Here is a 15,858-nt window from a genome sequence, read left to right on the forward strand (position 1 = left end):
AGACCCACCCCCTCCGCACACTCACCCGCCGGTACGCCCGCCCTACCAAGGAGCCCCCCATGACCCTCACCCACCCGCCCACCACCGCCCCCGCCGCCCGCGCCTTCGACGAGCCCGAGGGCATCGCCCCGCGCGGCACCCTCGTCGTCCTCGGCGGCCGCGGCGAGACCCCCGCCGTCTACGAGCGCTTCGGCAGCCGCATCGCCCGCGACGCCTACCGTGTCCGCGCCTTCGGCGACGCCACGGCCCCCGGCGTCCGCGACGCCGCGCTCGCCCTCCTCCGCGACCCCGCGACCATCGCCCCGCTCGTCCTCGTCGGCTCCGACGCCGGCGCGGCCGTCGCCCTCGAGCTCGCCGCGACGGAGCCGGTCGACGCCGTCGTCCTCGCCGGACTGCCCGTGCGCGCCGAGAGCGGCGGGGGGATCGGCGAGCGGACCGCCTGCCCGAACCACGCCGGCGTCCTCGAGCGCGAGACCGACTCCGCCGCGCGCGACGCCGCACTGCCGCCCGAGCTGCTCGCCGTCGCCGCCAGCGCCGTCACCGTTCCGCTGCTCGCGCTGCACGGCGCGGCCGATGCGATCAGCCCGCTCGCGGAGGCGGCCGCCGTCTACCGCACCGCCCCACGGGCCGAGATCCACGTCCTCGCCGACGGCCGCCACGACGCGCTGAACGACGCGACGCACCGCTCGGCCGCCGCGACGGTGGTCCTCTTCCTCGAGCGGGTGAAGGCGTCGGCCGCCGCCGCGCCGATCATCGAGCGGATCGCGGAGTGAGCGCGCTCGCCCCCGCCGTCGACCCCACCCCTGTCGAGATCACCGCCGACGTCCCCACCGCCGACCGCTCCGGCTGGTCCCCCGGCGGCACCCCGCTCGGCGTCGTGCGCGCCCGCTCGGTCGACGACGTCCGCGCCGCGCTCCGGCACGCCTCCGCCCACGGCATCCCCGTCGTCACCCGCGGCGCCGCCAGCGGACTCGCCGGCGGCGCCAGCGCGGGGGAGGGCGTCCTCGTCCTCGACGTCTCGGGCCTCGACCGCATCCTCGAGATCGACCCCGTCGACGGCGTCGCCCGCGTCGAGCCGGGCGTCATCACCGCCGATCTCGACCGCGCCGCCGCCGTGCACGGCCTCCTCTACGCCCCGGACCCCGGCAGCGTCGAGATCGCGACCATCGGCGGCACCATCGCCACCAACGCCGGCGGCCTGCGCGGCGCGAAGTACGGAGTCACCCGCGACGCCGTCCTCGCCCTCGACGTGGTCCTGGCCGACGGCTCGCTGGTCCGCCTCGGGCGCGACACCGTGAAGGGCGTCGTCGGCCTCGACCTCACCGCGCTCGTCGTCGGCTCCGAGGGCAGCCTCGGCGTGGTCGTCGGCGCGACCCTCCGCCTGCTGCCCCGGCCGCGGGCGACCGCGACCGCCGCCGCCTTCTTCGCCGACGTGGCCGCGGGCGCCGAGGCCGCCGTCGCCCTCGCCCGTGCGGGTCTGCGCCCGAGCGTGCTCGAGCTGGTCGACGACCGCACACTCGAGGCCATCGACGCCCTGCGCGGCTCGACCCTGGCCGGCCGCGGCGGCGCCTTCCTCCTGGTGCAGACCGACGGTTTCGGCGCCGCCGAGGAGATCGCCGAGGTGCGCGCGGTGCTCGCCGCGACCGCGCTCAGCGTCGAGACCACCCTCGACCCGGCCGAGGGCCTCGCCCTCGCGAGCGCCCGCCGCGACGCCCTGCCCGCGATCGAGGCCCGCGGCCGCGTGCTGATCGAGGACATCGCCGTGCCCCGCTCCCGCCTCGCCGAGGCGATCCGCCGCGTGCACGCCATCGCCGCGGACACCGGCGCCGACGTCTACGTCTTCGCCCACGCCGGCGACGGCAATCTGCACCCGATCATCCGCCTGCGCGACGACTCCGAGCGGTCCCGCCGCCAGGCCGACGCCGCGGCCGAGGCCGTCTTCGCCCTCGCCCTCGACCTCGGCGGCACCGTCAGCGGCGAGCACGGCGTCGGCGCCCTCAAGCGCGACTGGGCCCGCCGCGAGCTCGGCCCCGACGTCGTCGCCCTGCAGCGCGCGGTGCAGCGGGTCTTCGATCCGCAGGGCATCCTGAATCCCGGTACCGCGCTGTGAGCGCACCCCTCGAGAGGACCGACATGACCACCACCCTCCGCTCCGACGTGCTCGTCACCCCCGACGAGCTGGAGGCGGCACTCGCCTCGCCCGAGCCGCCGCTCGTCCTCGACGTGCGCTGGCGCCTCGACCGGCCCGACGGCCGCCCCGCGTACCTCGAGGGCCACCTCCCCGGCGCCGTGTACGTCGACCTCGACCACGAGCTCGCCGCGCACGGCGCCCCCGAGGACGGCCGCCACCCCCTGCCTCCGATCGAGGCGCTGCAGGAGTCGGCGCGCCGCTGGGGCCTGCGCCAGGGTCAGGCCGTCGTCGTCTACGACGACCTGAAGAACCTCTCCTCCGCGCGGGCCTGGTGGCTGCTGCGCGCCGCCGGAGTCGCCGACGTGCGCCTCCTCGACGGCTCGCTCCGCGCCTGGACCGCCTCGGGCCGCACCCTGGAGGCCGGCCCCGTGACGCCGGTCGCGGGCGACGTCGAGCTGGCCTACGGCGCCTTGCCGGTGCTCGACATCGACGAGGCCGCCGCGCTGCCGTCCTCCGGCGTCCTCCTCGACGCCCGCGCCCCCGAACGCTACCGCGGCGACGTCGAGCCGATCGACCCCCGCGCCGGCCACATCCCCGGCGCTCTGAACGCCCCCGCGACGGGCAACGTCGACGCCGACGGCCGCTTCCTCGACGCCGCCGCCCTGCGCACCCGCTTCGAGTCCCTCGGCGTCCGCCCCGACGCCCCGGTCGGCGTCTACTGCGGCTCCGGAGTCACGGCCGCCGCCGACGCCGTCGCCCTCACCCTCGCCGGCTTCGCCCCGTCCCTCTACCCCGGCTCCTGGTCTCAGTGGTCGAACACCCCCGCCCGCCCGGTCGTCACCGGCCCGGATGCCTGACCGGCCTCGGCCGCTCACGCGCAGCCCCTCCACGCCGGTCGAGCAGCGCACAGCGCGCCCCGAGCTGGTCGAGCAGTGTGCAGCGCGCCCCGAGCTGGTCGAGCAGCGCGCAGCGCACCCCGAGCTGGTCGAGCAGCGCGCAGCGCCCCCCATGCTGGTCGAGTAGCGCGCAGCGCGTATCGAGACCCACCCTCCGGGGGAGAGCCGACACCCGTGAGGACGTCGACACCGCGACGAGCCGACACGGGATCTCGATACGCGCCCTGCGGGCGCTCCTCGATCAGCATGAACTCCCTGCGCGCCGGCGTCGGCCGCAACGAGCGCGCTGTTACCGGGCGCGGGCCGAGCACGCGGCCGCCCCATGCAGGCGGAGAACGCGGGCGCCCCAAACGGGCGAAGAGCGCGGCCGCCCCATGCGGGCGAAGAAGGCGGGCGCCCCACGCAGGCGAAGTACGCGGCCGCCCCATGCTGGTCGAGTAGCGCGCAGCGCGTATCGAGACCCGCCCGCGACCAGACCATCAGCCGAGAGCCCCGCTCACCGCTCATCGCTCCGCAGAAGTCGTCGTACCGGCCACTCGGGTACGACGACTTCTGCGGACTCGCGGCCGCAGCCGCGGTCGGCGCCGCCGACTCCTCAAGAGTTGCGGTAGTCGAGCGCGACTACCGCAACTTGCGAGGAGTGGGCCGGCCGCCCCCCGGCGTCAGCCCAGGCGGGAGTGCTCGCCGAGGTGGTGCCACGTCCGGTTGTGGTACACCAGCGGCGCCGTGGCGTCGGAGTCGTCGGGGACGTGCGCCTCGAGGGCGTGCACGGCGACGATCGTCGACGAGCCGGCCTCCATGCGGTTGATGACGGTGCCGCGGATCCACGCGGACGCGCCGGGGAAGTACGGCTCGCCGGTGGGCAGCCGCGACCAGATCGAGGTGTCGGCGAAGCGGTCGATGCCGCTGGTCGAGCCGAGGCGGGCGAGGTCGAGCTGCTCGGCGCCGAGCAGGTGCACGACGAGGGTCTCCGACGCCTGGATGGCCGGCGAACTCGACGACGCCGAGGACAGCGAGAACACGAACAGCGGCGGCTCGGCGCTCACCGAGAAGACGGACGTCGCGGTCAGCGCGACCGGTCCGGTGCCCGGGTCGGCGGTGATCAGCGCGACCCCGGCGGCGTGGTTGCGGAACGCGAGCTTGAACTCCGCGGGCGAGAGCCCGGCGAAGGCGGCGTGCGGCCGGCCGTCAGCAGGCGCGGACCCGACGGACGCGGCAGGATCGGACGCGGCGGTGTCGGATGCGGTGGCGAGGTTCTCACGGCTCATCGGAGACTCCAGATCGATCGGGGATGCGGCGCGGAACGGGCCCGTCATCGCGCCGCAGCACGGCCCCTCCAGCCTGTCGCACCGGGCGGAGTCCGTTCGCCTCATTGCGGAGTATGACACTCCCGCCTCCGCCCCCCCCCCGAAGCCCGCACCGCTCGTCCGATCTGCAGGCGACGCGACGGCGAGAGCCCTCCCAGCCGCCCCGGGGGCGGCACACCCCCCGGAACGCCTGCAGATCGAACACCCAGCACCCCCATCCCCGCGTCCGCTCCCCGCGCAACCCGTGGCACCCCCGCCCGCACGCGCGCAGACTCGACACCATGGCCCACCGCCCTCGCGAATCGAGCACCCGCCCCGAGAACAAGACCTGCGCCTCCTGCGGCCGCGAGATCGAGTGGCGCGCGAAGTGGGCGCGCGACTGGGAGAACGTCCGCTACTGCTCCGACGCCTGCCGCCGCCGCGGCGTCGGCCCGGAGGAGGCGCGCCTCGAGGAGGAGATCCGCACCGTCCTCCTCGCCCGCGCCGCGTCCGCCACCGCCTGCCCGTCCGAGGTCGCCCGCCGCGTCGGGGGAGAGGAGTGGCGGCCGCTGATGGAGCCGGTCCGCCGCGCCGCCCGCCGCCTCGTCGACCGCGGCGAGATCGACATCGTCCAGGGCGGGCAGATCGTCGATCCCTCCCGCGCCAAGGGCCCGATCCGCCTGCGCCGCCGACCCGGGGGACCGCTGTCGCCCGACGGCGGCGCCCGCTAGCCTCGCTGACATGCCCAGCAGCGACGCCGTCGTCCTCACCGTCCCCGGACCGCACGGCGACCGGGAGGTGCGCGTCTCCAGCCCTGGCCGCGTGCTGTTCCCGGAGCCGGGCATTACCAAGCGCGAGGTGGCGGAGTACCTGATCGCGGTCGGCGAGGCCTTCGTCGCCGCCAACGGCGACCGGCCGATCTCCCTGCAGCGCTTCTCCTCCGGCATCGACGGCGACCAGTTCTTCTCGAAGAACCCGCCCAAGGGCGCCCCGGAGTACGTCCGCTCCGTCCCCGTCACCTATCCGAGCGGCCGCGTGCACCCGCAGCTCGTGATCGACGAGCCCGCCGTCGCCGTCTGGGCCGCGCAGATGAACACCCTCGTCTTCCACCCGTGGGCGTCCCGTGCCGAGGACTCCGACCGGCCCGATCAGCTCCGCATCGACCTCGACCCGCAGCCGGGCACCGATGTCGCCGACGCGGTCGTCGCGGCGCACGCGCTCCGCGAGGTACTGCGCGAGGCCGGCCTGGAGTCGTTCGTGAAGACCTCCGGCAACCGCGGGCTGCACGTGTTCGCGCCGATCGTGGCCGAGCACGAGTTCCTCGACGTGCGGCACGCGGTGATCGCCGCCGGCCGCGAGCTCGAGCGGCGGATGCCCGAGCAGGTCACGACGGCGTGGTGGAAGGAGGAGCGCGGCGAGCGGATCTTCGTCGACTTCAACCAGGCCAACCGCGACCGCACGATGGCCGGCGCCTACAGTCCGCGTCCGCTCGCGCACGCTCCGGTCTCCTGCCCGGTCGAGTGGGAGGAGCTCGACGGGATCGATCCGACCGCGTTCACGATCCGCACCGTTCCCGAGCGCCTGAGCACGACGGGCGACCCCTGGGCGCGGATGCGTGACGCCCCCGGCCGCCTCGACGCGCTGCTCGGCTGGTGGGAGCGCGACCTCTCCGCGGGCCTCGGCGAACTGCCCTTCCCGCCCGACTTCCCGAAGATGCCGGGCGAGCCGCCCCGCGTCCAGCCCAGCCGCGCGAAGAAGCCGGCGGCGGCGTCCGGGGAGGACGCCGCCGAGTAGCGTCAGCCCAGCACGTCGCCCAGGTCGTACGCCGTCGGCTGCTCCAGCTGCGCGAAGGTGCACGAGCCGGCGTCGCGGTCCGGCCGCCAGCGCTCGAACTGCACGGTGTGCCGGAACCTCGCCCCCTCCATCTGGTCGTAGCGCACCTCGAGCACCGTCTCCGGCCGCAGCCGCACGAACGAGGTGTCGCGGCTCCCGGAGAAGCGGCTGCGCTCGCCGTCACCGCGCACCGCCTCGCCGTCCGCGTCGCGCTCGACGACGTCGGCGAGCTCCTCGATCAGCTCGACCCGCCGGGCGTCGGTGAAGGCGGAGGCACCGCCCACCTGCCGCAGCGTCCCGTCGGTGTCGTACAGGCCGAGCAGCAGCGAGCCGAGCCCGGGCTTCGAGGTGTGCTCGCGGTAGCCGATCGCGATGACGTCGGCCGTCCGGTGGTGCTTGACCTTGAGCATCGTCCGCTTGCCCGGAGCGTAGGGCGCGGCGAGGGGCTTCGCGATCACGCCGTCCAGCCCCGCGCCCTCGAACCGCTCCAGCCAGTCGCGGGCGAGCGCCTCGTCGGCGGTGGTCCGGCCCAGGTGCACGGGCGGAGTGACCCCCTCCAGCAGTGCGGCGAGCGCCTCGCGCCGCGCCGAGTACGGCTCGTCGAGCAGGCTCCGGCCGTCCACGGCGAGCAGATCGAAGGCGACGAGCATCGCCGGGGTCTCGGCCGCGAGCGTCGCGACGCGGCTGGCCGCCGGGTGGATGCGCTGCGAGAGCAGCTCCCAGTCCAGCCGCTGCGCCCCGCCCGGCCCGGTGGCCAGCACGATCTCGCCGTCGAGGACGCAGCCGTCGGGCAGCAGCCGGAGGAACGCCTCGACCAGCTCGGGGAAGTAGCGGGTGAGCGGCTTGGAGCCGCGGCTGCCGATCTCGCAGACCCCGCCGGAGACGGAGACGATCGCCCGGAAGCCGTCCCACTTCGGCTCGTAGGAGTAACCGCCGTCGACCGCGTCCTGCGCGGGCACCGCGGCGACCGCCTTGGCGAGCATCGGGGCGAGGGGGAGGGGGAACGGGAGGTCCATCCTGCGATCATCCTCGCCGCGGCCGCTCCAGCGCACCCCTCCCGCAGAGGCTCCTCCCCAGGGTCGACCGCGTGACGAACAGATCACAAGCGCCACCTCCGGTACCTTTCGCGCCAGCGGATACGGAAGACTGCGCCTCATGAGCATGTGGGGACAGCACTCCGGAACGCGCGCCAGACCAGACCGATCGGCGCGTCCGCTCCGAAGAGGAGCTGTGACCCTCGAATGTCGGAACGACGCCGGACGGAGCCGCCGCTGATGGCGCGCACCGCCGTCTCGGCCGCCCGGCAGCTGTTCTCGCGCTCGCGGCGCAGCGACTCCCCCGGGGAAGGGGAACCCCCGTACGGAGTCGAACCCGACGTGACCGAGTACCTGCCGGCTCCGGCGCGTGACGAGGAGGCTCCCCGCCGGGACGCCCTCCTCGAGCAGCACGCCGCTCCGGCGCACGCGGATGCCGGGTACGTCTTCGACGTGCCCGCGCCCGCGATCGGCGAGTACTGCGAACTCGACGCGGATGCTCTCGAATTCCCCCATCCGGGGGTCGCCTCCTTCGTCCCCGATCTCTCGCGCCCGGTCCGCGGCGGAGGATCGCACAGCGCGTTCCGCAGCCCGCCGCCGCCCGCCCCGGCGCCCGCCGCGCCGTCGCCGATGATCGACCTCCCGCGCGACTTCGCGCCCTCCGAGGAGGTCGAGGAGCCGCACGCGGTGACGATCGCGCCGCCGCCCCCGTCGTCGCGCTTCGAGCCGGAGCCCGTCGACGCGCAGTTCTTCGACGCGCCTCCGGCGCCGCCCGCACCCCCGGCCCCGCCCGTCCTCGCCCCGCCCCTCGCGGAGCAGCCGGTCGAGCCCGCCGCGGAGGAGACCGAGGGGTCCGGGACCGAGGAGCCCGCGGACCTCGAGTTCGACGGCACCCGCCTCGCCGCGCCCCGGCCGCCCGCGGCTCCGCCCGCCGACGCGCAGCCGGTCGACGCGCAGTTCTTCGAGCCGCCGACCTCCGCGCCGTCCGCGGTCCAGCCGCCGGCCCCTGTCGATGCCGCAGCGCCCGTCGCACCTCCGCTCCCGCCGGCACCGACCGTCGACGCCGCGCTCCTCCGCGGCTTCGCCCTCGCGCCGACCGACGCCGAAGGCCCCGCCCTCGCACCCGTCATCGGCGAGGTCTGCGAGCTCGACATCGAGCACCTCGAGTTCCCGCACCCGAACGCCGCCTCCTTCGTGCCGGTCCAGGGCCGCAGCCGCGGCGCCTTCGGGCTGCTCCTGCCCGATCCGGCCCGCCGCTCCGCGCCCGTCCAGCCCGAGCAGCACGTCGAGCCCGAGCCGTACGACGAGCCCGATCAGCACGACGAGCCGCAGCAGTACGACGAGCCGGAGCAGTACGACGAGCCGGAGCAGTACGACGCACCCGAGCAGTACGCGCAGGAATCCTTCGGCGGACCCGAGCAGCACACCGCGCCGCAGCACCGCACCGAGGACCCCGCACAGGACATCTTCAGCGATCGCTTCCTCGCTCCCGCGCCGTTCCCCGGCCGCAGCGACTCCGACGGCGACACCCGCGACGACGACGACGCCCCCGGCTTCCTCGCGCCGCCCGTGCCCGCCACAGCGCACCAGTGGCACGGCGCTCCCGTCTCCGCCGAGGCCGCGGACGACGAGGGCAGCCCCCGCCTCCGCCGGAAGACCGTCCTGATCGTCGCCGGCATCGGCGCCGCCGTGCTGCTCATCGGCGGCGCGCTCGTCGCCGTCCCGCTGATCACGAACGGCGGCGGAGACGCCGGCGGCACCACCGGGCCCGTCGCGGCCGCCGCTCCCGGCACCACCGAGGCCGCCGTCGCCTGGGTCGCGGACACGATCGACCCCGCCTCGGTGCTCCTGGTGCAGGACGATCTCGTCGGCGACGTCACCGACGCCGGCTTCCCCGGCGACACCGTCGTGTCGGAGTCGACGCTCTCCGCGGCGGCACCCGACTCGGCCTGGCGCGCGGCCGACTACATCCTCGTCACGCCGAGCCTGCGGGCGAGCGCGACCGGCGAGACCGAGACGGCGCTCGACAACTCGGAGGCCGTCGCGAGCTTCGGCAGCGGCGACACCGCGGTGGAGGTGCGCCGCGTCCTCGACCAGGGCACCGATCAGGCCGCCGCCGCGGCCACCGTCCTGACCGCCGCGCGCGCCTCGGCCGGCAGCCAGCTGGCGGCCAACCCCGCGCTGACCACGACCGACGCCGCCCGCGCCCTGCTCGAGGGGGGCCGCGTCGACTCGCGGCTCCTCCTCCTGCTCGGCCAGCAGCTCGCCTTCACCCCGCTCTCGGTCGCCGACTTCCCCGTCGGCACCAGCGAGGTCGACGGCGTCCGCCACCGGATGATCCTGTCCGGCTACAACGGCGCCGCGCTCCCTGCCGACGCCGCCGCGCTGCAGAGCGCGACCACCTGGCTCGGCAGCCAGTCGGGCGACTTCGTCCCGACGTCCGTCGAGTCGACCCCCGAGGGTCTCCTCGTCACCCTCGACCTCGATGAGCCGACCGGGCTGCTCCCGGGCGCTCAGTAGCACGACCCACCCGAAGGACCCGCCATGAACCCGATCCGCCCCCTCCGTCTCGCGCGCGCCGCGCTCGCCCTCGCCGCGGTGTCCGCGCTCGCCGCCCTCGGTGCCGCGCCCGCCTCGGCGGCCGAGGCGCCGCCGGCCACCGGCTGGGTGCGAGTCGCGCACCTCTCGCCGGACACCAAGTCGGTCGACGTCACTCTGACCGCCCTCGGCGGCGGCGGGGCGAGCTTCGAGCTCGACGGCGTGGCCTACGGCGCGGTCTCGCCCTACTGGACGCTACAGCCGGGCACCTACGTCGTCGCGATGGTCCCCTCCGACGCCCCCGAGGGCACCGCCCCCGTCATCGAGCAGTCCGTCGACGTCTCGGCCGGCACCCCGCTGACCGTCGCCGCCCTCGGCCGCAACGCCGTACTGCGCACCACGGTCTTCACCGACGACCTCACCCCGCCCGCCGACGGCCAGGCCCGGGTCCGCGTCGTCCAGGCCTCGACCACCGCGAGCCAGGTGGACGTCGCCACGACGACCGGCACGCTGCTCGCGACCGGCGCCGCCCAGGGCACCGCCACCGGCTACACCAGCGTCCCCGCCGGCCCGTGGAGCCTCGACCTCTCGGCCGGTGCCGTGACCGCGACGGCCGACCTCGACCTCGCGCCCGGCTCCGTCGCCTCGCTCTTCGTCCTCGACGACGCCTCGAACGGCCTCGTCGTCTCGCCCGTGCTCGACTCGGCCGCCATCGGCGACCTGCCCACGGGCGGCATCCAGACCGGAGGCGGCGCCACCGCCGTGCACGTCGCCTCCACCACGTCCGCCGCCGCGCCGCTCGTCGACGGACTCCTCGGCGTGCTCTCGGTCCTCGGCGTCTTCGCCGCGGTCGCCGGTGCCCTCGCCCTGATCGCGCGCCGCTCCTCGGTCGGCACCGGCCGAGCGAGCTGATGCGCCGCCTCGCCGGAGCGGGAGCCGCCCTCGCGGCGCTCCTGCTCCTGGCCGGCTGCGCCACCGCGGGGGAGGAGGCCGCCCCCGCGGCGACGTCCGCCTCCTCCTCCTCCTCCTCCGCCCCCGCCACCACGGCGCCGGCCACCCCGTCCCCGGGTGACGCGGGCGCGCTGCAGAACCCGGTCGCCGCCGCCGCTCCCGCGCGCTCGGCGGTCACCCCGGTCCGCGTCGTGATCCCCGCGATCGGCGTCGACTCCACCCTCGAGTCGCTGACCCGCGACGACACCGGCTGGATCCAGCCGCCCGTCCAGGTCGACGAGGCCGGCTGGTACCGGGACGGCGTCGTCCCCGGCGACATCGGCCCCTCCGTCATCGCGGGGCACGTGGACTCGCGGATCGGCCCCGGCGTCTTCCTGGACCTCACGGCCCTCGTCCCCGGCGACACGGTCGACGTGATCCTGTCGGACGGCAGCACGCGCACCTTCTCCGTCACCGGCTCCGTCTCGGTGCCCAAGGAGGACTTCCCGACCGAGGACGTCTACGGCCCGAGCCCGACTCCGCAGCTGCGCCTGATCACCTGCGGGGGAGTGTTCGACGACTCCTACGGCCACTACGTCGACAACGTCGTCGTCTCGGCCGACCGCATCGCCTGACGGTCCGCCGTGACGGCGCCCCACTCGGAGGCGGCGCGCCGATTCGAGGCGTAGCGTCGACGACTATGAGCACCTCTTGGAAGCGCTGGGTCCCCGCCGCCGCCGTCCCCCTGGTCGTCGTCGCCGCGGCCGTCACCCTGCCCCTGTCCGCGAGCGCGGCCGGGGACCTCCCGGAGAAGTCCGCCGCCGACCTCCTGACCTTCGTCGCCGAGAGCGACACCACCGCCTTCTCGGGCGAGGTCCAGCAGACCTCCGCCCTCGGGCTCCCCGACCTCTCCGCTCTCGGCAGCACCGGCTCCGGTGCGCAGGGCTCGGACGACGCCTCGGCGACGAGCGCGCTGATGGAGCTCGCGACCGGCTCTCACCAGGCCCGTGTCTTCGTCGACGCCGAGCACGGCGCGCGCCTGCAGGTCCTCGACCGCCTCGCCGAGCGCGACGTCGTCGCGACGAAGGCCGACGGCGTCTGGATCTACGACTCCGCCGAGAACTCCGCGACCCACCTGCTGCCGCCCGCCGGCGACACGGCCGCTCCGCCGACCGAGGCTCCCGCCGGCGAGATCCCGACCCCGTCCTCGATCGCCGAGCAGCTGCTCGCCGCGATCGACCCGACGACCACCGTCGCCGTCGGCTCCGACGTCCGCGTCGCCGGCCGTGACGCCTACGAGCTCGTGCTCACTCCGCGCGACAGCAGCACCCTCGTCGGCTCGGTCACCGTCTCGATCGACGGCGAGACCGGCCTGCCCCTCGGCGTGGCCGTCACTCCCGTCGGCGGCACCGCGCCCGCCTTCAGCGTCGCCTACACGAGCCTCGACGTCTCGGCGCCCGACGCCGCGATGTTCTCCTTCACGCCGCCCGTCGGCGCGGAGGTCACCGAGAAGGCCGCACCGACGCACGAGCAGGACCCCTCCACCGACGCCACCGACGTCCCGGCCGCGCCCGAGGGGGACTCCGGCGTCACCACCACCGGCACCGGGTGGGGCTCGATCGTCGAGCTGCCGGCCGGTGACGCCGAGTCGCTCGCCCAGCTGAACGCCGTGACCACGGCCGTCGACGGCGGCCGGGTGCTCTCGTCCGCGCTGTTCACGGTCCTCTTCACCGACGACGGACGCGTCCTCGCGGGCGCCGTCCCGGTCGACGCGCTGACCGCCGCCGCCGGTCGGTGACGACCGGCGAGCTCGCGGTCGAGACCCGGGGCCTCACCAAGCGCTTCGGGCGCCAGGAGGCGGTGTCGGGTCTCGACCTCGCCGTCCCGCGCGGCGCCGTCTTCGGCTTCCTCGGGCCCAACGGCTCGGGGAAGACCACGACCATCCGGATGCTCCTCGCCCTGGCCGCGCCGACCGAGGGCGACATCACCGTCCTCGGCACGGCGATGCCGCGCGGCGCCGCCGAGGTGCTGCCGCGGGTCGGCGCGCTCGTCGAGGGGCCCGGCTTCTACCCGTTCCTCTCCGGCCGCGCGAACCTCCGCCGCTTCGACGCGGCCGAGGCCGGCACCTCCGCGCGCAGCCGCGACAGCCGGGCGGAGGAGGCGCTCGCCCGCGTCGGCCTGTCCGCCGCAGCGGGCAAGAAGGTCGGCTCCTACTCGCTCGGGATGAAGCAGCGCCTCGGCATCGCCGTCGCCCTGCTGTCGCCGCGCGACCTGATCGTCCTGGACGAGCCGACCAACGGGCTCGACCCGCAGGGCACCCGCGAGGTCCGCTCGCTCGTGCGCAGTCTCAACGCCGACGGCACGACGGTCCTCGTCTCCAGCCACCTGCTCGCCGAGATCGAGCAGCTCTGCACCCACGCCGCCGTGATGCGCACCGGCCGCCTCGTCGCGCAGGGCGGGCTCGACGAGCTCCGCGGCGACGCGGCCTCCCTCGAGCTGCTCACGCCCGATGTGGTCGACGCCCAGCGCGCCCTCGTCGAACTGGGACTCGCGCCGCGGCTCGTCCCCGCCGAGCACCCGATCGATCCGCCGCTGGTCGTCGCCGCGATGCCGACGACCGCCGCCCCGGAGTCCGTGGTCGCGTCCCTCGTCACCGCGGGAGTCCGCGTGCGCGGCTTCTCCGTCCGCCGCCCCTCGCTCGAGGAGCGCTTCGTCCAGCTCACCGGGGAGGGCTTCGATGTCGAGCGCTGAGACCACTGCGGCCGCCGCTGCCACCAACTCCGCCGCCCCCGCCCGTCCGCGCCGGAGCATCGGCATCGGCTCGCTCCTCGCCTCCGAGCTGGCGCTGCTCTTCCGACGCCGCCGCACCTGGGCGCTGCTCGCCGCCCTCGCGGCCATCCCGATCCTGCTGGCGGTCGCCGTCCGGCTGTCCGGCGGTGACGGCGGCGGGCCCTCCTTCGTCGGCGCGATCGCCGGCAACGGCCTCTTCACCGGCTTCGCGGCGATCACGGTCGCCGTCCCGCTCTTCCTGCCGCTGACCGTCGGCGTCGTCGCGGGGGACGCGATCGCGGGGGAGGCGTCGCTCGGCACCCTGCGCTACCTGCTGGTCAGCCCGGTTGGCCGGATCCGGCTGCTCGCGGTCAAGTTCGCCGCCGCGATCGCGTTCTGCCTCGCCGCGGCGCTGACCGTGATGGTCGTCGGCATCCTGATCGGCCTGGCGCTCTTCCCGGCCGGCCCGGTCACCCTGCTCTCGGGGACGACCGTCCCGCTCGCGGACGCCATCGGCCGCGCGCTCGCGATCGCGGTCTACGCGGCGCTCTCGCTGGTCGGCCTCGCGGCGATCGGCCTGTTCGTCTCGACGCTCACCGACGTCCCGGTCGGCGCGATGGCCGCGACCGTCGTCGTCTCGATCGCGGCGCAGATCGTCGGCTCGCTCTCGCAGCTCGACGCCCTCCACCCGTTCCTGTTCACCGACCGCTGGTTCGACTTCGCCGACCTGCTCCGCGACCCGATCGCCTGGAGCTCGTTCGGCGAGAACGCGCTCCTGCAGCTCGCCTACGTCGCCGTCTTCGGCTCGCTGGCGATCGCGCGCTTCACCACCCGCGACGTCCTGTCCTGAGCCGCCCGGAACGACGGAGGCCGCCCTCCCCGCAGCAGCGGGAGGGCGGCCTCCGTCGTTCGAGCGGCTGAGCGTCAGCCCTGCGGCGTGATGCCGAAGGTGACGGAGCCGCCCTCGTCCACCTGCGCGTCGAGCACCTTGTCGCCGAGGGCCACAGAGGCGGCGACGTCGAGGAAGACCCGCGCGCCGTCCTGCTCCACGACCGCATCGGTGGTCTCCGGGGCCGGCGCGACGGCGACGGCGAAGTTGCGGGCGTCGAGGTCGTCGCCGCTGATGCGGAGTCCGCCCTCGACGGGGGTCTCGGTCTGACCGGTGATGGTCTTGACGACGGTGCTGGCGTTGTCGGTGAGCGTGAGCATCGGGTCGTTCCTTCCGTCCGTGATCGATGAGGGAGCCACGATGCCGAGATCCCCGGCCCGTCTCAACCCGGAGCCGCGGACGTGGAGGGGATGCACACCTCCGCGTCCCTCGCCGCAAGACACGGCAAGGTTTGCCTTGACGCGGAAAGTTACCGCAAGCTACCGTGGCCGTCACGCGCACCCGCGCTCTCGACGACGAGAAGAGGACGACCCCGATGAGCTTCCCCGCCCGCCGCGTCACCCTCAGCGACGTCGCCGCGGCGACCGGCGTCTCGGTCGGCACCGTCTCGAAGGCGCTGAACAACCGCGGCCAGCTGAGCGGCGACACCCGCGGGCGGATCCTCGCCGCCGCCGCCGAGCTCGGCTTCGCGCTGCCGGCCGCCGCGAGCGGGCTGGCGCCCCAGCAGCGGGTGCTCACCATCGGGCTGGTGACCTCCGACGACATCGGCCGCTTCAGCATCCCGGTGATGTGGGGCCTCGAGGACGCCTTCCCCGCCGAGCAGGCCTCGGTGCTGCTCAGCAACTCCCGCGGCGACCGGGTCCGCGAGCGGCACTGCGTCGAGATCCTCGCCGCCCGCGGCGTCGACGCGATCGTCGTGATGACCAACCTCACCGGTCCGCGCCCGGCGCTGCCGGCGACCAGCGTGCCGATCGTCTACGTGATGGGCTCCTCCGACGACCCGGCCGACATGTCGGTCGTCGTCGACCAGACCCAGGGCATCCTGCTCGCCCTCGAGCACGTCGCCGCGCTCGGCCGCCGCGACATCGCCTACGTCGCCGGGCCCCGCCTCGACTACTCCGCCCGGATCCGCGCCGAGGCGGTCCAGGAGCACGCGCCCTCCTTCGGCCTGCGCCTGGTCGGCGACCGCTCGCTCTACGGCAACTGGACCGAGACCTGGGGCCGCCAGGCCGCGCAGATGCTGCGCCAGCGGGTCGAGCCGGTCGACGCGGTGCTCTGCGGCAGCGACGAGATCGCCCGCGGCGTCGCCGACGGCCTCCGCGAGGCCGGCGTGAGCGTCCCGCACGACGTCGCGATCGTCGGCTTCGACAACTGGGCCGCCGCGGCGATGAACTCCCGTCCCGCGCTCACCACGGTCGACATGAACCTCGAGGAGCTCGGCCGGGCGGCCGGCGCCCGCGCGCTCGAGGCCATCGACGGCCGCCCCCGCGCCGGGATCGAGGCGCACCCCTGCCAGCTGATCGTCCGCGACTCCACCTGATCCGGCGCCCAC

The 15,858-nt window shown here is 75.4% G+C and carries 15 protein-coding genes; 12 read left to right on the plus strand and 3 right to left on the minus strand.

Going from position 1 to position 15,858, the window contains the following annotated elements:
- Nucleotides 1–59: 59 nt before the first annotated feature.
- From MT355_RS12890 to MT355_RS12900, 3 genes are read left to right on the plus strand one after another with little or no spacing between them, the layout of a single operon-like run.
- Nucleotides 60–773 (plus strand): alpha/beta hydrolase, encoded by a 714-nt coding sequence (locus MT355_RS12890; protein ID WP_243599854.1) that lies wholly within the window; start codon nucleotides 60–62, stop codon nucleotides 771–773.
- Nucleotides 770–2,110 carry an FAD-binding oxidoreductase gene (locus MT355_RS21625; RefSeq protein WP_243599855.1) on the plus strand — a complete coding sequence of 447 codons (1,341 nt, stop codon included), beginning with the start codon at nucleotides 770–772 and terminating at the stop codon, nucleotides 2,108–2,110. Before MT355_RS12890 ends, MT355_RS21625 begins: the two co-directional genes overlap by 4 nt.
- Before the next feature lie 23 nt (nucleotides 2,111–2,133).
- On the plus strand, nucleotides 2,134–2,988 hold the full coding sequence (locus MT355_RS12900; RefSeq protein WP_243599856.1) for a sulfurtransferase: 855 nt from the start codon (nucleotides 2,134–2,136) through the stop codon (nucleotides 2,986–2,988).
- A 701-nt stretch (nucleotides 2,989–3,689) separates the two neighbouring features.
- Here MT355_RS12900 and MT355_RS12905 read toward each other — a convergent pair.
- Complete coding sequence (locus MT355_RS12905; protein ID WP_243599857.1) at nucleotides 3,690–4,295, minus strand: flavin reductase family protein; 606 nt, start codon at nucleotides 4,293–4,295, stop codon at nucleotides 3,690–3,692.
- 320 nt (nucleotides 4,296–4,615) lie between these two features.
- Between MT355_RS12905 and MT355_RS12910 the strand changes: the two genes are divergently transcribed.
- Both MT355_RS12910 and ligD read left to right on the plus strand, forming a co-directional pair.
- Nucleotides 4,616–5,044: a DUF2256 and DUF3253 domain-containing protein gene (locus MT355_RS12910; RefSeq protein ID WP_123732960.1), complete on the plus strand. Its 429-nt coding sequence runs from the start codon at nucleotides 4,616–4,618 to the stop codon at nucleotides 5,042–5,044.
- Between the two features lie 10 nt (nucleotides 5,045–5,054).
- Nucleotides 5,055–6,107 carry a non-homologous end-joining DNA ligase gene (gene ligD / locus MT355_RS12915; RefSeq protein ID WP_243599858.1) on the plus strand — a complete coding sequence of 351 codons (1,053 nt, stop codon included), beginning with the start codon at nucleotides 5,055–5,057 and terminating at the stop codon, nucleotides 6,105–6,107.
- A gap of 2 nt (nucleotides 6,108–6,109) precedes the next feature.
- Here ligD and MT355_RS12920 read toward each other — a convergent pair whose 3' ends face one another.
- Nucleotides 6,110–7,162 carry an ATP-dependent DNA ligase gene (locus MT355_RS12920; protein WP_243599859.1) on the minus strand — a complete coding sequence of 351 codons (1,053 nt, stop codon included), beginning with the start codon at nucleotides 7,160–7,162 and terminating at the stop codon, nucleotides 6,110–6,112.
- A gap of 225 nt (nucleotides 7,163–7,387) precedes the next feature.
- On the opposite strand from MT355_RS12920, the gene MT355_RS12925 reads away from it, so the two are divergent.
- The 6 genes from MT355_RS12925 (at nucleotide 7,388) to MT355_RS12950 (ending at nucleotide 14,267) form a co-directional block, all read left to right on the plus strand.
- Entirely contained in the window at nucleotides 7,388–9,700 is a 2,313-nt protein-coding gene (locus tag MT355_RS12925; RefSeq protein ID WP_243599860.1) for a hypothetical protein, read from the plus strand.
- 24 nt (nucleotides 9,701–9,724) lie between these two features.
- A complete protein-coding gene (locus MT355_RS12930; RefSeq protein ID WP_243599861.1) occupies nucleotides 9,725–10,630 on the plus strand; it encodes a DUF4397 domain-containing protein in 906 nt (301 codons plus the stop codon).
- Entirely contained in the window at nucleotides 10,630–11,283 is a 654-nt protein-coding gene (locus tag MT355_RS12935) for a class F sortase (RefSeq protein WP_243599862.1), read from the plus strand. Before MT355_RS12930 ends, MT355_RS12935 begins: the two co-directional genes overlap by 1 nt.
- Nucleotides 11,284–11,348: 65 nt before the next feature.
- Nucleotides 11,349–12,446 carry a hypothetical protein gene (locus tag MT355_RS12940; protein ID WP_243600291.1) on the plus strand — a complete coding sequence of 366 codons (1,098 nt, stop codon included), beginning with the start codon at nucleotides 11,349–11,351 and terminating at the stop codon, nucleotides 12,444–12,446.
- The gene (locus MT355_RS12945) at nucleotides 12,443–13,399 is read left to right on the plus strand and encodes an ABC transporter ATP-binding protein (RefSeq protein WP_123446094.1); all 957 of its coding nucleotides are present in this window, start codon (nucleotides 12,443–12,445) and stop codon (nucleotides 13,397–13,399) included. Before MT355_RS12940 ends, MT355_RS12945 begins: the two co-directional genes overlap by 4 nt.
- Nucleotides 13,386–14,267: an ABC transporter permease gene (locus MT355_RS12950; RefSeq protein ID WP_243599863.1), complete on the plus strand. Its 882-nt coding sequence runs from the start codon at nucleotides 13,386–13,388 to the stop codon at nucleotides 14,265–14,267. The genes MT355_RS12945 and MT355_RS12950 overlap by 14 nt, the downstream gene beginning before the upstream one ends.
- A 74-nt stretch (nucleotides 14,268–14,341) precedes the next feature.
- Here MT355_RS12950 and MT355_RS12955 read toward each other — a convergent pair whose 3' ends face one another.
- Nucleotides 14,342–14,626 (minus strand): hypothetical protein, encoded by a 285-nt coding sequence (locus MT355_RS12955; protein ID WP_123446096.1) that lies wholly within the window; start codon nucleotides 14,624–14,626, stop codon nucleotides 14,342–14,344.
- A 215-nt stretch (nucleotides 14,627–14,841) separates the two neighbouring features.
- Between MT355_RS12955 and MT355_RS12960 the strand changes: the two genes are divergently transcribed.
- The gene (locus MT355_RS12960; protein WP_243599864.1) at nucleotides 14,842–15,846 is read left to right on the plus strand and encodes a LacI family DNA-binding transcriptional regulator; all 1,005 of its coding nucleotides are present in this window, start codon (nucleotides 14,842–14,844) and stop codon (nucleotides 15,844–15,846) included.
- Nucleotides 15,847–15,858: the final 12 nt, after the last annotated feature.

Origin of the sequence: Rathayibacter sp. VKM Ac-2929 (genome assembly GCF_022815495.1) — a bacterium.
In the GTDB taxonomy this organism is placed as follows: Bacteria; Actinomycetota; Actinomycetes; order Actinomycetales; family Microbacteriaceae; genus Rathayibacter; species Rathayibacter festucae.